Raw genomic sequence first — 20,931 nt, 5'->3', positions numbered from 1 at the left:
ATCAGCTGACAAGCAACCGAAGGAGTGAAAGCGAATGAGTCAAACAAAACAGCAAAACCCCATTCAGAAAGCACTGATTAACGGAAAGAACAAACAAGACCCGTATGATCCGTTTCCATGGTATGAAAAAATGCGCACCGAATCACCGATTCACTATGATGAAGACAGCAAAGTGTGGAGCGTGTTCCGTTATGAAGATGTCAAAAGAGTGATCAGCGACAAAGACTTTTTTTCAAATCAATTCCCTCAGCTTGAAACTGGCAATACGTTTGCGAAAACGATGATCAGCATGGATCCGCCGAAACACACGAGAATCAGATCGATCGTCAACAAGGCTTTTACACCGCGCGTCATGAAAGAGTGGGAGCCGCGCATTCGCGAACTGACGAATGAACTGCTCGCTGATGTCCGCGGCAGGGAAGAGATCGACCTTGTACAGGATTTCTCATATCCGTTGCCCGTAATCGTCATTTCGGAATTGCTCGGCGTTCCTTCAGTGTATAAGCATCATTTCAAAGAATGGTCCGACCTGTTGGTCAGCCTGCCGAAGAGCGATCGGCCAGAAGATGTGAATGAGTGGAAAAACATCAGGGATCAAGGCGAAGAAGAGCTGACCGCATTTTTTGAAAAGATGATTGAAGAGAAAAGACAAAATCTTGGCAATGATCTGATTTCGCTTTTGATCAAAGCCGAACAAGAAGGGGACAAGCTTTCCCCTGATGAATTGGTTCCGTTTTGCAATCTGCTCTTGATGGCGGGGAATGAAACGACGACGAATTTGGTTTCAAATGCGGTCTACAGCATTCTCGAAACACCGGGTGCGTATAACGAGCTCGCCAGGCATCCTGAACTGATTCCGCAGGCCGTCGAGGAAGCCGTCCGTTTCCGGGCGCCAGCGCCGATGATCGTGCGCTTCGTTAAACAGGATACCGAAATCAGAGGAGTGAGCTTGAAAAAAGGAGAAGGTGTGGTCGCTTTCCTTGCCTCTGCCAACCGTGATGAAACGAAATTTGAGAGGGCGCACGAATTTGATATTCACCGCCATCCGAACCCGCATATCGGATTTGGGCACGGCATCCACTTCTGTTTGGGCGCCCCGCTCGCGAGGCTGGAAGCGGCGATCGCCATTGAGGCGCTCTTAAAGCAGTATTCCTCGATGGAAAAGCTTGCGATCGTGCCGATGGCCGACAGCAGCATGTACGGCTTGAAACATTTCCGTCTGCGGGTGAAGACAGCAGGGGAAACGGCGCCTAACTAATTAAAAAAGCACCCGAAAAGGTGCTTGCAGCGTGTCGAGAAACCCTCGCATTCGTTGTCAGGCCTGCGCGTCGGTGCTCACGAATAGGTGAAGGATCGGCGGCTAACCGCCCAGGCGTCCTGCCTGAACGCCGGCGTCATCACCTCCTGTGAAAGTTCGCCCAATGCTCGGCCTTCTAGACTGCAAGGGGTTTCAATCACGCTGAAGGGATGACAAAAAAAGCACCCGAAAAGGTGCTTTTTTATTGTCGGTGGGAAAATCGCCCAACCTTTAGTAACATTTTATTAAGACAGTGACAGGAAAGGAGAAAGTATATGAGTCATGTAACCTGCAAAAGGTGTAAAAAACAAATATCAAAAGACGAGACGTTTTATTACATAGACAAGCCTGTCGGACTATCAGGATTCGTCCATGTCAAAAGGTTTTTGGAGAGCAACGGCTTGATTTTATGTGAAGGCTGTATAAGAGAGCATTTGCAAAAATGACATCATTCAATATAAAAAAAGCCCCTATAAAAGATAACGAAATCCTAAAACTTTAAACCGTTTTAGGATTTCGTCAACAATTGCCACCTTCTTTCCCAAGAAGGTGTTTTTTACGGACAGGGCATTTCTTTCATAAGCCGGTCAGCAGGAATTTGACTGGATTAGCCTTGTGCTTTAAAATGAAAGTAATAAAAATGAATACTCCAAAGGGGAGTAGCTGTCACAGTAAAGTCGTCATTACGGGATGTCCTAGATCCTCGGCTTTGCTGGCAATCTAATTGTTAGCGAGACCTTTGCCAAATCTGATTTGGTGAAGGTCTTTTTGTTTATCCACTTCACCAAATCGGTGGAGTTTTTTCATTTTTATCAAAAGGGAAAGGAGACTGACGTGTCTAAGCTCGGGAAATGGCTGAAGCGTGAATTGGTGAAGAAAGGTCTGCCTTTGGTGAAAGAAAAGTTAATTCCGATTTTGAAAGAAAAAATGAAAAAGAAACGATAAGGAGGCAAACAATGAAAAGAATTCTTATAGTTCTTGCCGGAATGGGCCTTTTAGGTGCGGGCGGATGCGGAATGCTTGATCAGGTGAATGACGGATTGAACTATACAAATGAAGCGGCCGGCTATATCCAAAAAGTGAAGACATTTGCGGAGGAGGCGCCTTCCTTGGCTGAACAGGCTGTAAACGACACGGGTGCAAAAGAAAAGCTGGAAACTCAGCTTGAGTCTATCCAGCAGGCTGCAGCCGATTTTAATGAATTAACCCCTCCCGATGCCGCAGCCGAGATTCATAACACGATCGAGAAGCATAATGAAACACTGCAAAAAAGCGCTGAGGATGTGTTGAAAAGTGTTGAGGAAGGAAAATTAACAGTCGAGAAGCTGGAGCAGTCAGAATTGGTGCAAAGCGCTCAGCAGATCAGCGATGTGATGGGCCAGATTGAAAAATTGACCGAATAGAAAAAAGCATCCCGGTTTGGGATGTTTCAGCTTGTCGACAAAGTCATAAAAAGTGGCTTCATCGACAAGCTTTTTTTAAAAAAATGTGAGTGGAATCTAGATGATGTTGTCCAAGCACTCAAAAGATTAACGTGAACAGCTTGAAGTCGTTGCCTTAAGCGAACTTGTCTCTGAAGATCATCTGGTCAGGAAGATGAAAGAAGCCGTGGATTTTTCATTTATTTATGAAAAAGTTGCCCCTCTTTATTCTTCAAAAGGACGTCCAAGCATTGATCCCGTTGCATTGATCAAAATGATTCTGATTCAATACGTGTTTGGGCATCGCTCCATTCGCGAAACGATCGAACGGGTTTTGCGGATTTAAAACACAAGCATGGCCTGTGCTGGATAACCCTGCGGAGAAAGAAAAAGTTGTCCATGCAGGTGATGCTTGTTTTCGCTGCCATGAATCTAAAAAACTGGCGAATTGGACGTGGAAAGGCCCTAATCGCCGGCCTTTTCATCGGAAAAACAAAATAAACTGGACAAAAATAGGTAGGACCTTAAAAATCCGACCTATTTTGTCAACGGTCTGAAAGCACCTAAAAGGTGCTTTTTATGATTGTTCGCCAGTCTCTCCTTGCTGCTTCATATAAGTTTGGCAAACATACGTCATCGGACAAAATCGTAAAATGCCGGAAGCGGCCTTCATCGCCCCCATAAACATGCAGAAAAGCGTCATTCTGCACCACGGTTTTCTCGTAAACTTTGCCGCTGCCGCCGACAGGATCGTCAGTCCGCAGGCAATCCGAAAAACGGCGTCAAACAGTCCGATATTTTGCTTCATACTTCATTCCTCCTATTTAAATAATTAAATAAAGTGTTTTTTCAAAAAATTGTAACGGATTGGTAATGCGTGACGATAGTAAATGTGTTAACATGGGATCATTACATGTAAAGGAGAGTATGTGAATGTCCGAACGCACCTTAATTTGGAAAAACAAGCACATCAGATCGCAAGTTGATGTTGTAAGTTCAAGGCTGCAGCCAACGCTCCTTTTACGAAATGCATCTGTACTGAACCCGTATGTAAAGCAATGGATTCAGGCAAACGTATGGATTCATCATGACAGAATCGTTTACGTCGGCCGTGACTTGCCGAAGACGGCTGTTAAAACTACAATAGATTGTGAAGGAAAATACATTGTACCCGGGTATATGGAGCCGCATGTACATCCTTTTCAAATTTATAATCCCCAAACTTTGGCTGAATATGTGTCACAGTTTGGAACGACGACATTCGTAAATGACAACTTGTTTCTGCTTTTACATTGCGGAAAAAAGAAAGCGTTTTCTATATTGGAAGAACTGAAAAAACAGCCTGTCCACTACTATTGGTGGTCAAGGTATGACTTGCAGACTGAAGTGCTGAATGAAGATCAAATTTTATCGATCGATTACCGAAAACATTGGGGAGAACACCCGGATGTCATCCAGGGAGGAGAAATGACAGGCTGGCCTCGCCTTTTGGACGGCGATGATCTGCTCCTTCACTGCATGCAGTGCACGAAAAGAAGGAGAAAGCGGATCGAAGGCCATTTTCCGGGTGCATCGGAAAAAACGCTGACAAAAATGAAACTTTTCGGCGCTGACGCCGATCATGAAGCTATGACAGGAAAGGAAGTACTGAAGCGTCTTGAACTTGGATACCACGTCGGCTTGAGACAGTCTTCCATTCGCCCTGATTTGCGAAAGATTTTGCGCGAGCTGCACGAAGAAGGCTTTCACCATTATGACCATATGTTTTATACAACAGACGGCGCAACACCGAACTTTTATAAGGAAGGCATGACAAACAAGCTGATTGAAATTGCCATCGAAGAGGGCGTGCCGCTGATCGACGCCTATAATATGGCTTCGTTTAATATCGCCAAGTATTACCATATGGAAGACATTCTCGGTGTGGTTGCACCGGGCAGATACGCGACGCTCAATATTTTAAAGAGCCCTGATGAGCCGAATCCAGAGACGGTTTTGGCAAAAGGGCGGCTGATCAAATCAGACGGCGCAAATATGAATGCGTTTTCTATCCCGGACTGGCAAAAAGGGGGTCTTGTCCCTCTGAACCTTTCATATGATCTAACGATGGATGATTTGCAGTTTTCGATGCCGCTCGGCTTAAAAATGAGGAATTCCGTGATTATGGAGCCTTATACGATTGAAATTGACAACTCTGTGAACCAGCTTTCTTTTGACCATGATGAAAGCTATCTCTCGCTGTTCGACAAATACGGAAAGTGGCGTGTCAATACGATGCTGAAAGGCTTTGCAACCCGCGTCCAAGGGTTCGTCAGCTCCTATTCGACAACGGGAGATATTATTGTGATCGGCAAAAACAAGGAAGACATGCTTCTGGCCTTCAAACGGATGAAAGAAATCGGAGGAGGTATCGTATTAGCGGAAAACGGAAAAATTCTGCACGAAATTCCTCTTCATTTAAGCGGCGGCGCATCAAATGAGACGTATGAAAAGGTGCTTGAAAGGGAAAAAGCGTTAAAAGAGCTTCTGTATGAAAGAGGCTATACGTTTGACGACCCGATCTATACCCTGCTCTTTTTGCAAAGCACTCATCTGCCTTATATCAGGGTGACGCCGAAAGGGATCTTTGATGTGATGAAAAAAACTGTACTCTTTCCATCGATAATGCGTTAAAATATAAAAGAGCGGGAGCTAATCTATGGTGAATCGATATGTAAGAGTACTGCTTTGTTTTGCTTCGCTTTTACTGCTTGCAGCGTGCCAGTCGCAGGAACAGCAGGAAAAGGAAAAGACCATTCATCCGCTGACAGGATTGAAGGCGGACGGAGATATTCGGCAGCGGCCCATTGCCGTTGTGGTGAACAATCATTCAAAAGCAAGGCCGCAGTCGGGATTAAGCAAGGCTGACATTGTCATTGAAGCTCTCAGTGAAGGACCGATCACACGATTGTTGGCGATCTATCAAAGCGACATGCCTGAAGCGGTTGGCCCAGTCCGCAGCGCCCGGGAGTATTTCATTGATTTGGCTCTCGGTTTTGACAGCATCTTGGTGCATCACGGCTGGAGTCCGGGTGCAAAAAGCCGCCTGTTGAACGGCGACGCCGATCATATCAATGGAATGGATTACGACGGGAGCCTGTTTTGGAGGGCCGATTTTCGGGAGGCGCCGCATAATTCGTATACGTCGTTCAAAAACGTAAAGCAAGCAGCAGATAACAAAGGATATGCCATCGAAACCCGCACAGAACCGCTCACTTTTAAAGCAAGCCCTGACAAACCTTCGGATGAGCTTTATTCTATACGGTTAGATTATGGAACAAAATCCGTTACAAACCGTGTCGAATATGGTTATGATAAAAAGGTTGAAGGCTATGTGAGAAAGTCAGACGGCGTTTTGACAACAGACCTTGAAACAGAAGAACCGGTTGTTCTTCAAAACATTCTAATAGCGGAAGCCGAACATCATATGAAAGATGCATACGGGAGAAGGGATATTGACCTTCGTTCAGGCGGAAAAGGACTCCTTCTGCAAAACGGGGAAGTCCATCGGATCAGCTGGAAGAACGAAAACGGCCGGATCATACCGAAGACGGACGGCAAAACGGTTCCGTTCGTGCCGGGAAAAACGTGGATCAATATCGTTCCCGATCTCAGCAAGGTTTCTATTAGCAAAGGAGAAGGTGTGTAAAGATGCAGATCGATAAATTGCGCGGGAGAGAGCTGGACCAGCTTTTTCAATCCATACTATCACTAAAAGATCTCGAAGAATGCTATCGTTTTTTCGATGATTTATGCACAATAAATGAAATTCAATCATTGGCTCAGCGGCTCGAAGTAGCCAGAATGCTGCGCGACGGCAACACGTATCATAAAATTGAGACGGAAACCGGAGCGAGCACCGCAACCATTTCCAGGGTGAAGCGCTGCCTGAACTACGGAAATGACGCTTATACCATGGCGCTGGACCGCGTCAAAGCAAATCAATCTGAAACATCATCATGATGTCATGAAACCGCCTAGCTCAGGGCACTGAGCACCGGCGGTTTTTTTATGCTTTCTGCCCGTTTATCGTTTATTCGTTATCCGTTTTTCGAAAGGGGCTGAATTTGTTATAATATTTAAATGGTAAGAACGAATGGAGGAGCTTTTTTCATGTACGATATTACCGAGTGGAAGCACGTCTTTAAACTCGATCCGAATAAAGATATTACGGATGATCAGCTTGAACAGCTGTGCGAATCCGGAACAGACGCGGTTTTGATCGGCGGAAGCGATCATGTTACAGAAGATGACGTCCTTCGGCTGATGTCAAAGGTGCGCCGCTTTTTAGTGCCGTGCGTCCTTGAAGTGTCGACGATTGACGCGATCGTCCCGGGGTTTGACCTCTATTTTATACCGACTGTGCTCAACAGCAGGGATACCGACTGGATTGCCGGCTTACATAAAAAGGCGATGAAAGAATACGGCGAGCTGATGTCGCCTGAAGAGATTGTTGTTGAAGGGTACTGTATTTTGAATCAGGACTGCAAGGCTGCCGCTTTGACGAACGCAGATACCGAGCTTGACATTGAGGATATTAAAGCGTACGCCCGCGTGGCTGAACACCTTTTCCGCCTTCCGGTCTTTTATCTTGAATACAGCGGTATGCTGGGTGATGCAGAAACCGTTAAGGAAACAAAAGCCGTTCTTCAGGAAACGACACTGTTTTACGGCGGCGGCATCAAAGATGCAAAGACGGCGGTTAAAATGGCTGAACACGCCGATGTAATTGTAGTCGGAAACGCGATTTATGAGAACTTCGAAGAAGCGTTGAAAACGGTACAGGCCGTAAAAGGATGAGCACAACGAACCGGATTGGTTTATAATAGAACATATGTTTGAATAGGCGGTGAACGGAATTGAATTACATTAGCGACCAATTATTAAGCGGATTAAACAAGATGCAGCAGGAAGCGGTCAAAACGACGGACGGTCCGCTTTTGATCATGGCCGGAGCAGGAAGCGGAAAGACGCGGGTATTGACGCACCGCATTGCGTATTTAATGGCGGAGAAGCGCGTTGCCCCGTGGAACATTTTGGCGATTACGTTTACGAACAAAGCGGCCAGAGAAATGAAAGAGCGTGTGGAACGCATTCTCGGACCGGGAGCGGATGACATCTGGATTTCGACGTTCCACAGCATGTGCGTCAGAATTTTGCGGAGAGACATCGACAGAATCGGCATCAACCGGAATTTCTCGATTCTTGATACGTCTGATCAGCTTTCCGTCATTAAAGGAATCCTCAAAGAAAGAAACATCGATCCGAAAAAATTCGATCCCAGAAGTATACTCGGATCGATCAGCGGTGCGAAAAACGAATTGATCGACCCGGAAGAGTACGAGAAAACTGCCGGCGGTTTTTTTGAACAAGTCGTCAGCGATGTCTATAAAGATTATCAGAAGAAACTGCGGAAAAACCAGTCGCTCGATTTTGACGATTTGATCATGACGACGATTGTCCTGTTTGACCGTGTGCCGGAAGTGCTTGAATACTACCAGCGCAAATTCCAATACATTCATGTTGATGAATATCAGGATACGAACAGGGCGCAGTATTTGCTCGTCAAAAAAATGGCGCAGCGCTTCCAAAACATCTGCGTTGTCGGGGACTCCGACCAGTCGATCTACAGATGGCGCGGAGCGGACATTGCCAACATTCTGTCGTTTGAAAAAGACTATCCGAATGCAAGCGTCATTCTGCTCGAACAAAACTACAGATCGACAAAGCGGATATTGAATGCGGCCAATGAAGTGATTCAGAACAACTCAAACAGAAAGCCGAAAAACCTCTGGACCGAAAATGACGAAGGGGCGAAAATCTCTTACTTCAGAGGCGACAACGAATTTGGCGAAGGCCAATTTGTCGCGGGCAAAATCAGGGAGCTCGTTGGCTCTGGAAAACGATCCTTCTCAGATATCGCGATTTTGTACCGGACGAATGCCCAGTCGCGGGTCATCGAGGAAACGCTGATGAAAGCGAACATCAACTACAACATCGTCGGCGGCACGAAATTCTATGACAGAAAAGAGATCAAAGACATCCTTGCATATTTACGCCTCGTCGCAAACCCTGACGACGATATCAGCTTTGCGCGGATCGTGAACGTGCCGAAGCGCGGCGTCGGAGCGACTTCAGTCGATAAAATCGCAGCTTATGCCGATATGAACGGAATGTCTTTATTTGAAGCGCTCGGCCAGGTTGACTTTATCGGCCTCAGTGCAAGAGCGGTCAACGCGCTTGATGAGTTCAGACAGACGATTGAAAACTTGACGAATATGCAGGAATACTTATCCGTCACAGAGCTTACGGAAGAAATTCTTGAAAAAACCGAATACCGCGAAATGCTGAAAGCGGAAAAATCCCTGGAGGCGCAGAGCCGCCTTGAAAATATCGACGAGTTTCTCTCCGTAACGAAAAACTTTGAGCAGCAAAGCGAAGATAAATCGCTCGTCGCCTTTTTGACGGATTTGGCGCTCATCGCCGATATCGATCAGCTTGATCAGAAGGAAGAAGAGACCGGAAATCAAGACGCGGTCATCTTAATGACGCTTCATGCCGCAAAAGGACTCGAATTCCCGGTCGTGTTCCTGATGGGGCTTGAAGAAGGGGTATTCCCGCACAGCCGCTCCCTGATGGAGGAAGCGGAGATGGAAGAAGAGCGGAGGCTCGCATACGTCGGCATCACGAGGGCTGAGGAAGAACTTTATTTAACAAACGCGCGAATGCGGACATTGTTCGGGAGAACGAATATGAACCCGGAATCAAGGTTCATTGCGGAAATACCGGAGGGATTATTGGACAATCTAAACGAGAAGAAAAAAGATCTGAAAACGCCGTTTGGAAGAAAGCCTGAGCGGAGAGGCCCCGTTACCCGGCCGGCTGCATCGTACAGCAAAACCGGCGGCGACGGTGTCAATTGGGCAGTCGGCGATAAAGCCTCCCATAAAAAATGGGGCGTCGGAACCGTTGTCAGCGTTAAAGGATCCGGCGAATCGACAGAGCTTGACATCGCCTTCCCGAGCCCGACCGGAGTGAAGCGTCTTCTCGCGCCCTTTGCGCCAATTGAAAAGCAATAATGGCAAAAGACCTGAAATGAAAGGACGAAACCAATGGAAAAAGAAGCAGCTAAACGCCGTGTGGAACAACTGCATGCATTGATTAACAAATACAACTACGAATATCACACCCTTGACGATCCAAGCGTGCCTGATTCCGAATATGACAAGCTGATGAAGGAACTGATTGCTCTTGAAGAAGAGCATCCCGACCTGAAAATGCCGGACTCTCCTTCTCAGCGCGTCGGCGGAGCCGTTTTGGACGCCTTTCAAAAAGTGCTGCACAAAACGCCGATGCTGAGCCTCGGCAATGCGTTTAATGAAGAAGATCTGCGCGACTTTGACCGCCGCGTCCGCCAGGCGGTCGGAGATGTTGAATACAACGTCGAGTTTAAAATAGACGGTCTTGCTGTTTCACTGCGCTATGAAAACGGCGTATTTGTTAGAGGTGCGACGAGAGGCGACGGAACGACGGGCGAGGATATTACGGAAAATTTGAAGACCATCAGAAACATTCCCCTCAGAATGAAGCGCGACTTTTCAATTGAAGTGCGCGGCGAGGCTTTTATGCCGAAGCGCTCCTTTGAACTGCTGAACCAAGCGCGGCTCGAACGGGATGAAGAGCCGTTTGCCAACCCGCGGAACGCCGCTGCCGGTTCATTAAGGCAGCTCGATCCGAAAATTGCCGCGAAACGAAATCTCGATATCTTCGTCTACAGTATAGCGGAGCTTGATGAAATGGGCGTTGAAACGCAAAGCCAGGGTCTCGATTTCCTTGACGAACTCGGCTTTAAAACCAATCATGAAAGAAAAAAATGCAGCACGATCGAAGAAGTCATTGAGATTGTCGAAGAGCTCAAGACAAAACGCGCCGATCTCCCGTATGAAATTGACGGGATCGTCATTAAAGTCAACTCCCTTGATCAGCAGGAAGAGCTCGGCTTTACGGCGAAAAGCCCGCGCTGGGCGATCGCCTACAAGTTTCCTGCCGAAGAGGTTGTCACGACGCTTTTGGACATTGAATTAAGCGTCGGCCGGACGGGGGCAGTGACCCCGACTGCGATTCTCGAACCTGTAAAAGTGGCGGGAACGACCGTCCAAAGAGCTTCTCTCCACAACGAAGATTTAATTAAAGAGAAGGATATCAGACTGCTGGACAAAGTCGTCGTCAAAAAAGCGGGAGACATCATTCCGGAGGTCGTCAACGTGCTTGTCGAACAGCGGACGGGCGAAGAAAAAGAATTCAACATGCCGAAGGAATGCCCGGAATGCGGAAGCGAGCTTGTCAGAATCGAAGGAGAAGTCGCGCTTCGCTGTATCAATCCGGAATGTCCTGCTCAGATCAGGGAAGGCCTGATCCATTTCGTTTCCCGGAACGCGATGAATATAGATGGTCTTGGCGAGCGCGTCATCACTCAGCTGTTCCACGAAGACCTCGTCCACAATGTCGCCGATCTGTATAAGCTGACGCGCGAGCAGCTGATCAATCTCGAGCGGATGGGGGAAAAATCGACCGACAACTTATTGAAATCGATTGAAAAATCGAAGGAGAACTCATTGGAACGGCTTCTCTTCGGACTCGGCATCCGCTTCATCGGCGCCAAAGCGGCCAAGACACTGGCGCTGCATTTTGAAACGCTCGACAAGCTCAAAAAAGCGACAAAAGAAGAATTGATCGAAGTCGATGAAATCGGGGACAAGATGGCGGACGCCCTCGTCACCTATTTTGAAAAAGAGGAGATTCTGAAGCTGTTGGACGAGCTTGAAGAACTCGGGGTCAACACCGTGTACAAAGGCCCGAAAAAAGCGGCCGCTGAAGCGAGCGATTCGTATTTTGCGGGGAAAACGATCGTCTTGACCGGGAAGCTCAGCGAGATGTCGCGGAATGACGCGAAAGCGGAAATCGAAGCGCTCGGCGGAAAAATCACAGGCAGTGTAAGCAAAAAAACCGATCTCGTCATTGCCGGCGAAGCGGCAGGCAGCAAACTGGCGAAAGCTGAAGAGCTAAACATCGAAGTATGGGATGAGGCAAGACTGATCAGTGAGCTAAAGAAATAAGAGGAGTGTTTTCTATTGAAAAAGATATTATGTTTGGCGGCTGCTGCGGGTATGCTCATGCTCTCAGCCTGTGCGCCGAATTTTGGGGGAGAAGAAGAGCAGGAGATGGTGCAGAAAACGGATAAGTCGAAAGAAAAAGCCATCATTCCGAAATACAACATCTCCGATTCTTATTATAAAATGGTTCTTCCTTTCAAGGCGGGGAAAGCCCGCGGCTTGACGACCGAACGCCTGAATACGCGGCTGGATATCGATGAATTTGAGACAGGCATGATGCGCCTTGCGCAAGATTCATTTTCTACTGACGATTACCTTTTTCAAGAAGGACAATACCTGGATGAGGATACAGTATCGAGCTGGCTCGCCCGCAAAAAAACGGGGGACGACCTGAAAAAAGCGGAGAAAGACGATAAAAACTTCAAAAACCTCGGGCTGAACCCTGCCCTTTCCGGAAGCGGATCAACAGAGAAGCAAAACGAAGAAAGCCCGGTATACCTCGCCCATATGCTTGAGCACGACTACCTCGTCCGCAAAGACAAGGATACGATTGAGCTCGGCGGCGTCGTGATCGGCCTTGCGCTGAACTCTGTCTACTACTACCGCGAAAATGTCGGCGACCCGCAAAAAGAGGTGACCATCAGCGACAAAAAGCTGAGGCAGGAAGGCGAAAAAATCGCTGAAGAAGTGGCGAAACGGATCAGAAACATGGATGATTTAAAAAATATTCCGTTGACCATCATGCTGTACAAGCAGGCGCCTAAGTCATCGATCGTCCCTGGAAACTTTATCGCCAAAACCGATGTGAAAGCAGGGACAAGCGAGATCGGCGGCTGGGATAAAATCAATGAAGAATACACGTTCTTCCCTTCAACAGAAGGTTCGGAGAAGCATCCGGATGACGCGGAACTCTTCAAACGCTTTAAAAACAAAGTCGATACGTATTTTCCAAACTACACAGGGGTTGTCGGCACAGCTCTCTATAAAGACGACCAAATGCAGGACATGAAAATCAACATCCCGATGCAGTTTTACGGCAAAAGCGAAGTCATCGCCTTCACCCAGTTCTTGACCGGTGAAGTGATGGATTACTACGGCAAAAGCGGACTGAACGTTGAGATCAACATTAATTCGTCAGCCGGACAGGAAGCCGTTATTCTGAAAAAGCCGGGAGACAAGGAACCGACCGTTCATATTTATGATTCTTAAAAAAGCAGCCTTTTCGGCTGCTTCTTTTTTATCACGCAGAAAAAGGGACAAGGAGGACCTATCATTCATTCATGAGGCGGCAACAAATTTTTGTTATAGTATGCTGAAATAAAATACTATTGCAAAATTAGAATACAACTCTTATAATTGATTATACAGAATATAGTATATTGTTTTGAGGAAGATGAAGTATGTGGGAAAAATTTTACTCTAAAAATGGTTTGGCAGCTAAAAATATTGCTAAAGAATTGATGAATATCAAAGCAGGTGAAAAAATTCCCCGCATCTCAGACTACTGTCATAAGTTATCCATCGGCAGGGGGACTGTGCAAAGTGCGCTGAATTTATTGGTTGATATGAAAGCGATTCATTTGGAGGCTAGAGGCCATTTAGGAACGTTTTTAGTAAGTAAGGATAACAATTTATTACTTGAGATTGCAGGTATAGCACCATTAATCGGCTCAATGCCACTTCCGTATTCAAGGAAATATGAGGGTCTGGCAACAGGGATAGTGGAAGGGTTTGAATCAACCGGAAAAACAGTTAACTTGATCTACATGCGTGGCGGAGTGAATCGAATCGAAGCAGTCCGAACAAAAAGAAGTGATTTTGCAATTGTTTCTAAGATGACGGCTGATCATTTAATAGCAGAATATCCAAACTTGAAAATTTTCAAGAAATTTGGGGAAAGTAGTTATGTATCTTCCCATAAAATCTTCTTAGCTCATCCAGATGAGGAAATTGGTAAGGATGCCGTAAGAGTAGGTGTTGATTTGGAATCTCTAGATCAGAAACAATTAACATTGGCTGAATTTGAAAATAAAAATGCTGAATTTGTCAATGTGAATTATATGCAGCTTTTCGATATGCTTCTTTCAAAGCAAATTGATGCAGCAGTTTGGAATGCTGATGACAAAAGAATGATTCAAACGTTTAAAGCAATCGATTTTTTTTCCCCGAAAGCAAAGAAAATTTCCAAGGATACAACAGAAGCCGTTATTGTTATTGAATGTGACAGAGAAAAAGAAATAGCAGAAAAGTGGAATTTGGTTAATGAGAAACAAATATTAGACACCCAAAAAAGTGTAGAAAAGGGAGAGAAAATACCGCGCTACTAAAATGCCGGCCCATCCGACTTGTCATTCAATATAATGAGGCGATGGGTTAGCATTTAAAATTTAAACCAAAATACTAAATACAGTATATTGGAGGGGATGGCATGAATCAAGTACAGCTGGAAGAAAAGTTGTCTATTTTACTAACAAGTCGAGTGATGACAAAAAATGCTTTCAACACAACTTTGAACACATTTGTTTTCTTATCAAAAAAGCTGAAAAAGGAGGTGATCGAAGACTCTGAAATGTTTTGGACACACATGGCGATGGCTTTAACTAGAATTGAGAGGGGAGAAAGCGAAGAAGGTCCTGCAAATGCCATCATCAATGAAGTGTACGAAACACCATATAAAAATGCTATAGAAGAAGTGATAGACTTTATAGATTCACTGGCAGGTTTAGAACTTCCAGAAGGTGAGCGCACCTATTTTTATCTTCATCTTCATAAAGTCATAGAATCTAATAAATAGGAGGGTTTTATTATGGTGAGAATTGTAATAGGCGGACAGTTGAAAAAACAAGCGATTGAAAAACTTGTTAAGGAAATTGGGGGAAGCAATGTAGAAGTTTTGGTCAAAGGTGATTTGGACGCTGTTATGGCTGTGAAAAACAATAAGGCAGACTATTATATTGGCGCCTGTGAAACAGGATCTGGTGGTGCGCTTGCAATGGCAATTGCATTATTAGGTAAAGATAAATGCGTCACCTTGGCTTCTCCAAGTACCATAAAAAACAAGGAAGAGATCGAGAAGGAAGTAGAAAACGGCAAAATTGCTTTTGGTTTCACAGCTTCAACATCACAAAATATATTAAACATTTTAATTCCTTATTTATTAAAATAAATGAACCTTTTCTTTATATTTTGTTATACCGGCTTCATTTGTATAAATTTTTTTAGAAAAAGAAAGCGTTTTCCCGAGTGGTTTAAGAAGCACGGATAACATGATGTACAGAAGATGAGAAAAAACATAGAGGTGAATAATGTAATGGACCTTTCTTTAATTCAATGTCTTGTCATAGCTGCTGTTGGAGCACTAGGTTCTATACTAGTTAATCGCGGGGTAGCTGTGTTTAATGATGGTTTGCGTCCGATTATGCCCGAATACCTTGAGGGGAGAATGACAAGAGGGGAGCTTGCTGCAACAAGTTTTGCATTAAGTTTTGGCTTAATCATAGGGTTTGGTATTCCGCTTTCCATAGGAGCAACAATCATTATTGGACACAGTATTTTATTGGCGTGTGACATTATTGGCATTTGGACTCCGGAAAACAAAATAGGCATGATAACCGCAGGAGTTATTGGTGCTGTTTATAGTATTGGAATCGTTTTAGGACTGCAATTTGTAGTAGATTTATTTGGCATGTTTCCCGTGAATTTTATAGATTCTTTAAGTCTTATTGGTCAGCCTATTATTATTGCATTTACAGTATTTCCAGCTGTAGCGGTCGGATATCAGCACGGTTTAAAAAAAGCCGCCGTCACTGCAATCGTAACTTTGGCCTCTCTTCTTTTATTCGAAAAGTTTGGAACATTTCAAGCGGCGGGATATAAAATTTCGCTCAGTCCTGAAGGGATGGCTTTATTAGCAGGAATGTTAATGATGATTTATTATGCAGCGAGAATTAGAGGTGGAAATGAATCTACTAATGCAAATTTAGTGAATATATTTAATGAGCGTGTAAATCGAATTAAGAAAAACCGCTGGTTATTAGCTCTTATGGGAGGACTTGTTTCTTTAACATCATCCATGCTGATTTTAGCCGTGGATGCAATGCCTCAAGCATTGATTAATAAAGAGCTTTACACAGAGGCGGCAATCGCTACATTTGCACGCGGAATTGGCTTCATCCCTTTAGTTTTTTCAACTGCGATCGTAACAGGAGTTTATGGTTTAGCTGGTACCACACTAGTATTTGCAATCGGTCTTATTTTCAGGGATATACCGATTTTAGCATTTCTGTTGGGCTTTTTAGTCATGTATTTAGAGGTCATATCATTATCCGCTGTATCAAAAAGCATGGACAAACTGCCTGGTGTAAGGGAGATGGGGGAGCATATCCGCACTTCGCTGTCAGATGTTCTAGGAATGGCTATATTGATTGGCAGTGCGATGGCAGGGGAAAAAATTGCTCCCGGTATTGGCTTCTTCTGGGTGATTGGATTTTATTTAATAAACCGAATAGCATCAAAACCACTTGTTGAATTGGCTGTCGGCCCTATTGCCGTTATATTGTTGGGGATTATTGCTAATCTCCTCTATGCCGTCGGTTTATGGCAGGTTGGCTAAATCATCGAAAGAGGGGAAGTTTCCGAATGTTGAAAGACGGAATGACCTATATGCATGAACATACAACGATAGACCTTTCCGAAGTAAAAAACAATGAGGATTGTAAGTTGGATGTATTTCCTGAAACCGTTAGAGAATTTAAAAGTTTATACGAAAAGGGCGTACGCAATATTGTTGATGTCACGAATATTGGAATGGGGAGAAATATTACATACGTCCAAAAAGTTGCAAAAGAGACAGGCATTAATATTGTCTTTGCAACTGGTTTCTACCAAGATTCTTTTTACCCGATCCATGTGTTTCGTGAATCGAAAGAAAAGTTGGCAGAAAGAATGATACTGGAGATTGTTGAAGGAATTAGAGGAACAGATGCTAAGGCCGAGATCATCGGTGAAATTGGAACAAGTTACAATGAATGGACGGAAACCGAACAAAAAGTATTTGAAGCGGTTGTTGTGGCACATAAGCAAACAAAAAAACCAATATCAACCCATACTTCCATAGGAACACTGGGACATGAACAAGTAGAATTTTTCAAAAAACATGAAGTTGATTTAAACCGAGTGGTGATAGGGCATGTTGATTTATCTGGAGATGCCGATTATATATTGAAAATGCTGAGAGAAGGTGTATATGTAGAATTCGATACAGTAGGTAAAGAAAATTATATGCCTGATCGTGTTCGGGCAGAAATATTGAAAAAAATACAGGATAAAGGGTATATAGACAAGGTTCTTCTGTCTATGGATATCACAAGAAAATCACATCTGGTATATAAAGGCGGGGTGGGCTATTCATATTTGATAGACACGTTTATCCCTCTCTTGCAAACCTATGGAATAACTGGTGAATCAATTGATAAGATGTTGATTAAAAATCCTCGCGCTTTTATGAAAGGGGAGACTGAATGAGCATGGAAACTTATCCTCTAGATAGCCTATCTATTGAAGAAGCCATGTATAGACAATTTAAGTTGGTTGATGTCATGACAAGACATTTTCGAGGAGAAGAATTGCTTTCACTTGGCGATTTAGGCGTTGTAAAAGGAATCAATAAACCGCGGTTCACAAAAAAAATAGAAGAGACACTAGCTGATTTCTTTGGCACAGAGAAAGCAATGTTAGTTCGTGGTGCAGGAACAGGGGCATTGAGGTTTGGTTTTATGAGCTTTTTAAAGCCAGGTGACGAGATTCTTGTCCATGATGCACCGATATATCCAACAAGCAAAACAACGTTAGAGTCGATGGGGATCTTGCCAATATACACGGATTTTCATGATTCTGAACAAATAAAAGACGCCATCCTCAAACACCCGAAGTTAAAAGGTGTATTAATTCAGCATACAAGGCAAAAAATAGAAGACCATTATGATTTGGCTGAAACGATAAAAAAAATACGTTCCATTCATTCTGATCTAGTCATTATTACGGATGACAACTATGCTGCGATGAAAGCGGAAAAGATTGGAGCACAAGTCAAAGCCGATTTGTCCACCTTTTCATTGTTCAAGCTATTAGGTCCGGAAGGTATTGGAGTCATTTTAGGCAAAAATGATTTGATAGAAAAAATAGAAAAATTAAACTATTCAGGCGGAAGTCAGGTTCAAGGTTATGAAGCTTTAGAAGCATTAAGGGGTCTGATATATGCTCCGGTTATGCTGGCAATACAAGCAAGTGTCAATGATCAGTTGGTACACTCGCTTAATAATGGAGCCATTAAGGGTGTTAAAAAGGCTTATTTGGCAAATGCACAATCAAAAGTCTTACTTGTAGAGTTTGTTAAACCAATTGCCGAAAAAGTGCTACATCATGCTAATGAATTGGGAGCAGCACCCCATCCGGTAGGTGCTGAATCAAAATACGAGTTTGCACCGATGTTTTATAGAGTGTCTGGCACTTTTTTATCTGCAGATCCATCACTGGCCAAAAAAATGATACGCATTAACCCATTAAGAAGCGGCCCTGAGACCATTTTAAGAATTCTAAACATATCCGTTCATCGAGCAATTGAAAATCTTAGTGTAAATCCTTCAAAAGGGGATGATATATATGAATAAAAGAGTCATTATCATAATATTAGACAGCTTAGGTGTCGGTTATATGGAAGATGCAAGCGATTATCATCCTTTAGATGTTGGCGCCAATACTTTCTATCACATAATTGATACGGTGCCTTCTTTAAACATTCCGAATCTCGAAAAACTGGGTATTAATAAAATTTTGCACCATCCTAAATTGAAAAATATAGATCATATTGCCAGCCATGGTGTTTTGAATCTGATGCATCAAGGAGCAGACAGTTTTGAAGGTCATAATGAAATCATGGGAACAAAGCCTAAAAAGACATATTTAGCTCCTTTTATAGAACATATCAATCATGTTAAACTCGCTTTAGAAGATCAAGGTTATAAAGTTAACATACCAAATTCAGATTTGCCGTATCTATTGGTAAACGATTTAGTGGTCGTGGCTGATAATATCGAAACAGATTACGGGCAAATTTATAATGTAAGCGCTCCGCTGGATTATATTCCGTTTGATGAAGTATTGAAAATAGGAAGATGCGTCCGTCATCATGTTAAAGTAAATCGCGTGATTGTTCTTGGAGGAGAAAGCGTAACACCTGAACACTTGCAGAGGTCAGTTGAAAAAAGAGAAGACGGATTAGTAGGGGTGAATTCGCCTAAATCTAATGTATACAAGCAAGGATATCAAGTTCGTCACTTAGGTTTTGGTATCTCTCCTGAAAATCAGTTGCCGACATTGGCGAAAAATAGGGGAATGGAAGTCTCTCTTATCGGAAAAATGCAGGACATCATTTATTGTGAAGGTGCAAATAGATTTCCGGGTGTAGATACAGAACAAGTCATGATGGATATTATACAGGAGATGGACCGTGTCACAAAAGGCGTGATTGCTGCCACAGTACAAGAAACCGATTTAGCCGGACATGCACAGAATCCCGTGCGTTATGCGAATCGGATTGAAATGGTAGATCAATATTTGCCGGAAATTCTCCGGAAAATGACAGATCAGGATCTGCTGATGATTAGTGCAGATCACGGGAATGATCCTACGATCGGCCATAACCAACACACACGGGAAAAAACGTATTTGCTGGCTTATCATAAAAAGTTATCCCCCGTTAATATCGGGGAAAGAAAAACGCTATCCGACATTGCTGCAACTTCTGCTGATTATCTAGGGCTTTGCAATACTGAAAACGGCAGTTCATTCCTTCATTTAATGCAAAAAGGAAAAGAGGAGACAGACTGATGTTTTTGGAATCTACATTAAAATATAATAAAAAATTAATAGAAGCTGCATTGGATTTTCATCAGCAGGGAATCATTTCACCTAACACTTATGTATTAGACTTGGACACCGTCAAGAAAAACGCAAAAGTTTTAGGTGAAAAAGCCAGAAAACAGGATATTGAATTATTTTTTATGACAAAGCAATTTGGCCGTAATCCGTTGGTTGCACAAGCTATCGCCGAAAGCGGAATCGGCAAAGCGGTTGCTGTAGACCCGTGGGAGGCAATCACACTAAGCCAAAACGGAATTAAGATTGGGCATGTCGGACATCTTGTTCAAATACCTATTCATATGATACCGGCTATATTGGAGCTTCATCCTGATTATGTTACGGTTTTCAGTCTTGAAAATGCTCAAAACATTAGTAGAGTCGCTAAGGAAATGGGAAGAAAACAAAAAGTGTTTTTACGTATCGCAAACAAAGAGGATTATATATACAAAGGTCAAGAGGGAGGGTTCACTTACGAACAAATCGTTAAGGATATCGAATCGATTGAACAATTAGAAGGACTTGAAATTGCTGGTTTAACAAGCTTTCCTTGCATATTGATCCAAGGCGGTCTTCCATCAGTTACTCTGAATGTAACATCCATGCAAACCGTAAAATCGTTTTTAATGGAAAGAGGGTATAAAAAGCTTGAGATGAATATGCCAAGTGCAACATCTTGTGCAACAATGCAATTGTTGAAGGAAAATGGCGCAACTCAAGGCGAACCCGGCCATGCTTTAATTGGAACGACACCCATTCATGCAACGAAAAAACTCGCAGAAAGACCTGCGATGGTATATGTAACTGAAGTATCCCACAAATCTAATCATCATGCTTATGTTTTCGGAGGTGGGTTCTATCCGCGTTCGCATATGGAAGCGGCGCTCGTTGGAACAGACAAAGATCATCTTAAGAAGGTTCAAGCTATTGAAATGTCATCTGATCATATTGATTATTATGGTTCATTAAACACAGTTGACGCGAAAGTCGGCGATACGGCAATATTTGCTTTTCGTACACAAGTCTTTGTTACGAATGCACATATAGCAATCTTAAAAAACATTTCTGAAGATCCTAAACTTATCGGTGTATTTGATTCTAAAGGAAATAAAATCGAGTGAATGATCGTTCGTGCCTGAAATAT

At 43.7% G+C, this 20,931-nt stretch carries 20 protein-coding genes and 1 pseudogene; 20 read left to right on the top strand and 1 reads right to left on the bottom strand.

Annotated features, from left to right (window positions below; all coding sequences use genetic code 11):
* The first annotated feature begins 34 nt into the window (after nt 1-34).
* From BTA31_RS06425 to BTA31_RS23675, 5 genes and pseudogenes are all read left to right on the top strand, one after another.
* Nucleotides 35-1,258 carry a cytochrome P450 gene (locus BTA31_RS06425; protein WP_043928945.1) on the top strand — a complete coding sequence of 408 codons (1,224 nt, stop codon included), beginning with the start codon at nt 35-37 and terminating at the stop codon, nt 1,256-1,258.
* A gap of 314 nt (nt 1,259-1,572) precedes the next feature.
* Entirely contained in the window at nt 1,573-1,743 is a 171-nt protein-coding gene (locus tag BTA31_RS22720; RefSeq protein WP_142243746.1) for a Fe3+ hydroxamate ABC transporter substrate-binding protein, read from the top strand.
* 510 nt (nt 1,744-2,253) lie between these two features.
* Entirely contained in the window at nt 2,254-2,700 is a 447-nt protein-coding gene (locus BTA31_RS06420) for a DUF6376 family protein (RefSeq protein WP_043928952.1), read from the top strand.
* Nucleotides 2,701-2,803: 103 nt separating this feature from the next.
* A pseudogene (locus BTA31_RS23680) lies at nt 2,804-3,052 on the top strand (transposase); the annotation flags it as partial.
* The gene (locus BTA31_RS23675) at nt 2,983-3,219 is read left to right on the top strand and encodes a transposase (RefSeq protein ID WP_142243747.1); all 237 of its coding nucleotides are present in this window, start codon (nt 2,983-2,985) and stop codon (nt 3,217-3,219) included. The pseudogene BTA31_RS23680 and the gene BTA31_RS23675, both read left to right, overlap by 70 nt.
* 76 nt (nt 3,220-3,295) lie before the next feature.
* On the opposite strand, the gene BTA31_RS06410 is transcribed toward BTA31_RS23675, so the two are convergent.
* Nucleotides 3,296-3,526, bottom strand: a complete 231-nt coding sequence (locus tag BTA31_RS06410) for a YgaP family membrane protein (RefSeq protein WP_003179554.1) — start codon at nt 3,524-3,526, stop codon at nt 3,296-3,298.
* A gap of 125 nt (nt 3,527-3,651) precedes the next feature.
* Here BTA31_RS06410 and BTA31_RS06405 point away from each other — a divergent pair, with 125 nt between their 5' ends.
* The 15 genes from BTA31_RS06405 (at nt 3,652) to BTA31_RS06335 (ending at nt 20,908) form a co-directional block, all read left to right on the top strand.
* The gene (locus BTA31_RS06405; protein WP_076789969.1) at nt 3,652-5,391 is read left to right on the top strand and encodes an adenine deaminase C-terminal domain-containing protein; all 1,740 of its coding nucleotides are present in this window, start codon (nt 3,652-3,654) and stop codon (nt 5,389-5,391) included.
* A gap of 28 nt (nt 5,392-5,419) precedes the next feature.
* Nucleotides 5,420-6,406, top strand: a complete 987-nt coding sequence (locus tag BTA31_RS06400; protein WP_239693146.1) for a DUF3048 domain-containing protein — start codon at nt 5,420-5,422, stop codon at nt 6,404-6,406.
* A gap of 2 nt (nt 6,407-6,408) precedes the next feature.
* Entirely contained in the window at nt 6,409-6,720 is a 312-nt protein-coding gene (locus BTA31_RS06395; RefSeq protein WP_043928948.1) for a YerC/YecD family TrpR-related protein, read from the top strand.
* A 150-nt stretch (nt 6,721-6,870) separates the two neighbouring features.
* Nucleotides 6,871-7,557, top strand: a complete 687-nt coding sequence (pcrB, locus tag BTA31_RS06390; protein WP_076789963.1) for a heptaprenylglyceryl phosphate synthase — start codon at nt 6,871-6,873, stop codon at nt 7,555-7,557.
* Between the two features lie 59 nt (nt 7,558-7,616).
* Nucleotides 7,617-9,836, top strand: a complete 2,220-nt coding sequence (pcrA, locus tag BTA31_RS06385) for a DNA helicase PcrA (RefSeq protein ID WP_076789958.1) — start codon at nt 7,617-7,619, stop codon at nt 9,834-9,836.
* A gap of 33 nt (nt 9,837-9,869) precedes the next feature.
* A complete protein-coding gene (gene ligA, locus BTA31_RS06380) occupies nt 9,870-11,873 on the top strand; it encodes an NAD-dependent DNA ligase LigA (protein WP_076789955.1) in 2,004 nt (667 codons plus the stop codon).
* Nucleotides 11,874-11,888: 15 nt separating this feature from the next.
* A complete protein-coding gene (locus BTA31_RS06375) occupies nt 11,889-13,079 on the top strand; it encodes a CamS family sex pheromone protein (RefSeq protein WP_043925749.1) in 1,191 nt (396 codons plus the stop codon).
* Between the two features lie 191 nt (nt 13,080-13,270).
* Entirely contained in the window at nt 13,271-14,197 is a 927-nt protein-coding gene (gene yhfZ, locus BTA31_RS06370; protein WP_076789952.1) for a GntR family transcriptional regulator YhfZ, read from the top strand.
* A gap of 101 nt (nt 14,198-14,298) precedes the next feature.
* Entirely contained in the window at nt 14,299-14,664 is a 366-nt protein-coding gene (locus BTA31_RS06365) for a PRD domain-containing protein (RefSeq protein WP_076789949.1), read from the top strand.
* A 12-nt stretch (nt 14,665-14,676) separates the two neighbouring features.
* Nucleotides 14,677-15,036 carry a DUF2620 domain-containing protein gene (locus tag BTA31_RS06360; RefSeq protein ID WP_076789944.1) on the top strand — a complete coding sequence of 120 codons (360 nt, stop codon included), beginning with the start codon at nt 14,677-14,679 and terminating at the stop codon, nt 15,034-15,036.
* 144 nt (nt 15,037-15,180) lie between these two features.
* Nucleotides 15,181-16,482 (top strand): YhfT family protein, encoded by a 1,302-nt coding sequence (locus BTA31_RS06355; protein ID WP_076789941.1) that lies wholly within the window; start codon nt 15,181-15,183, stop codon nt 16,480-16,482.
* Between the two features lie 26 nt (nt 16,483-16,508).
* Nucleotides 16,509-17,393: a phosphotriesterase family protein gene (locus tag BTA31_RS06350; RefSeq protein ID WP_076789936.1), complete on the top strand. Its 885-nt coding sequence runs from the start codon at nt 16,509-16,511 to the stop codon at nt 17,391-17,393.
* A complete protein-coding gene (locus BTA31_RS06345) occupies nt 17,390-18,538 on the top strand; it encodes an aminotransferase class V-fold PLP-dependent enzyme (RefSeq protein WP_076789932.1) in 1,149 nt (382 codons plus the stop codon). The genes BTA31_RS06350 and BTA31_RS06345 overlap by 4 nt, the downstream gene beginning before the upstream one ends.
* Nucleotides 18,531-19,757 (top strand): phosphopentomutase, encoded by a 1,227-nt coding sequence (locus BTA31_RS06340; RefSeq protein WP_076789927.1) that lies wholly within the window; start codon nt 18,531-18,533, stop codon nt 19,755-19,757. The genes BTA31_RS06345 and BTA31_RS06340 overlap by 8 nt, the downstream gene beginning before the upstream one ends.
* Nucleotides 19,757-20,908, top strand: a complete 1,152-nt coding sequence (locus tag BTA31_RS06335) for a YhfX family PLP-dependent enzyme (protein ID WP_076789924.1) — start codon at nt 19,757-19,759, stop codon at nt 20,906-20,908. Before BTA31_RS06340 ends, BTA31_RS06335 begins: the two co-directional genes overlap by 1 nt.
* Nucleotides 20,909-20,931: the final 23 nt, after the last annotated feature.

It is taken from the genome of Bacillus haynesii, from assembly GCF_001969855.1.
GTDB lineage: Bacteria > Bacillota > Bacilli > Bacillales > Bacillaceae > Bacillus > Bacillus haynesii.
Note: the sequence above shows the minus strand (reverse complement) of the source record. Positions and strands in the feature narration are given on the sequence as shown.

Bases quoted from the DNA above. Each gene is read 5' to 3' on its own strand.
- BTA31_RS06425 (WP_043928945.1), top strand. From the start codon at position 35: ATGAGTCAAACAAAACAGCAAAACCCCATTCAGAAAGCACTGATTAAC.
- BTA31_RS22720 (WP_142243746.1), top strand. From the start codon at position 1,573: ATGAGTCATGTAACCTGCAAAAGGTGTAAAAAACAAATATCAAAAGAC.
- BTA31_RS06420 (WP_043928952.1), top strand. From the start codon at position 2,254: ATGAAAAGAATTCTTATAGTTCTTGCCGGAATGGGCCTTTTAGGTGCG.
- BTA31_RS06410 (WP_003179554.1), bottom strand. From the start codon at position 3,526: ATGAAGCAAAATATCGGACTGTTTGACGCCGTTTTTCGGATTGCCTGC.
- BTA31_RS06405 (WP_076789969.1), top strand. From the start codon at position 3,652: ATGTCCGAACGCACCTTAATTTGGAAAAACAAGCACATCAGATCGCAA.
- BTA31_RS06395 (WP_043928948.1), top strand. From the start codon at position 6,409: ATGCAGATCGATAAATTGCGCGGGAGAGAGCTGGACCAGCTTTTTCAA.
- pcrB (WP_076789963.1), top strand. From the start codon at position 6,871: ATGTACGATATTACCGAGTGGAAGCACGTCTTTAAACTCGATCCGAAT.
- ligA (WP_076789955.1), top strand. From the start codon at position 9,870: ATGGAAAAAGAAGCAGCTAAACGCCGTGTGGAACAACTGCATGCATTG.
- yhfZ (WP_076789952.1), top strand. From the start codon at position 13,271: ATGTGGGAAAAATTTTACTCTAAAAATGGTTTGGCAGCTAAAAATATT.
- BTA31_RS06365 (WP_076789949.1), top strand. From the start codon at position 14,299: ATGAATCAAGTACAGCTGGAAGAAAAGTTGTCTATTTTACTAACAAGT.
- BTA31_RS06360 (WP_076789944.1), top strand. From the start codon at position 14,677: ATGGTGAGAATTGTAATAGGCGGACAGTTGAAAAAACAAGCGATTGAA.
- BTA31_RS06355 (WP_076789941.1), top strand. From the start codon at position 15,181: ATGGACCTTTCTTTAATTCAATGTCTTGTCATAGCTGCTGTTGGAGCA.
- BTA31_RS06350 (WP_076789936.1), top strand. From the start codon at position 16,509: ATGTTGAAAGACGGAATGACCTATATGCATGAACATACAACGATAGAC.
- BTA31_RS06345 (WP_076789932.1), top strand. From the start codon at position 17,390: ATGAGCATGGAAACTTATCCTCTAGATAGCCTATCTATTGAAGAAGCC.
- BTA31_RS06340 (WP_076789927.1), top strand. From the start codon at position 18,531: ATGAATAAAAGAGTCATTATCATAATATTAGACAGCTTAGGTGTCGGT.
- BTA31_RS06335 (WP_076789924.1), top strand. From the start codon at position 19,757: ATGTTTTTGGAATCTACATTAAAATATAATAAAAAATTAATAGAAGCT.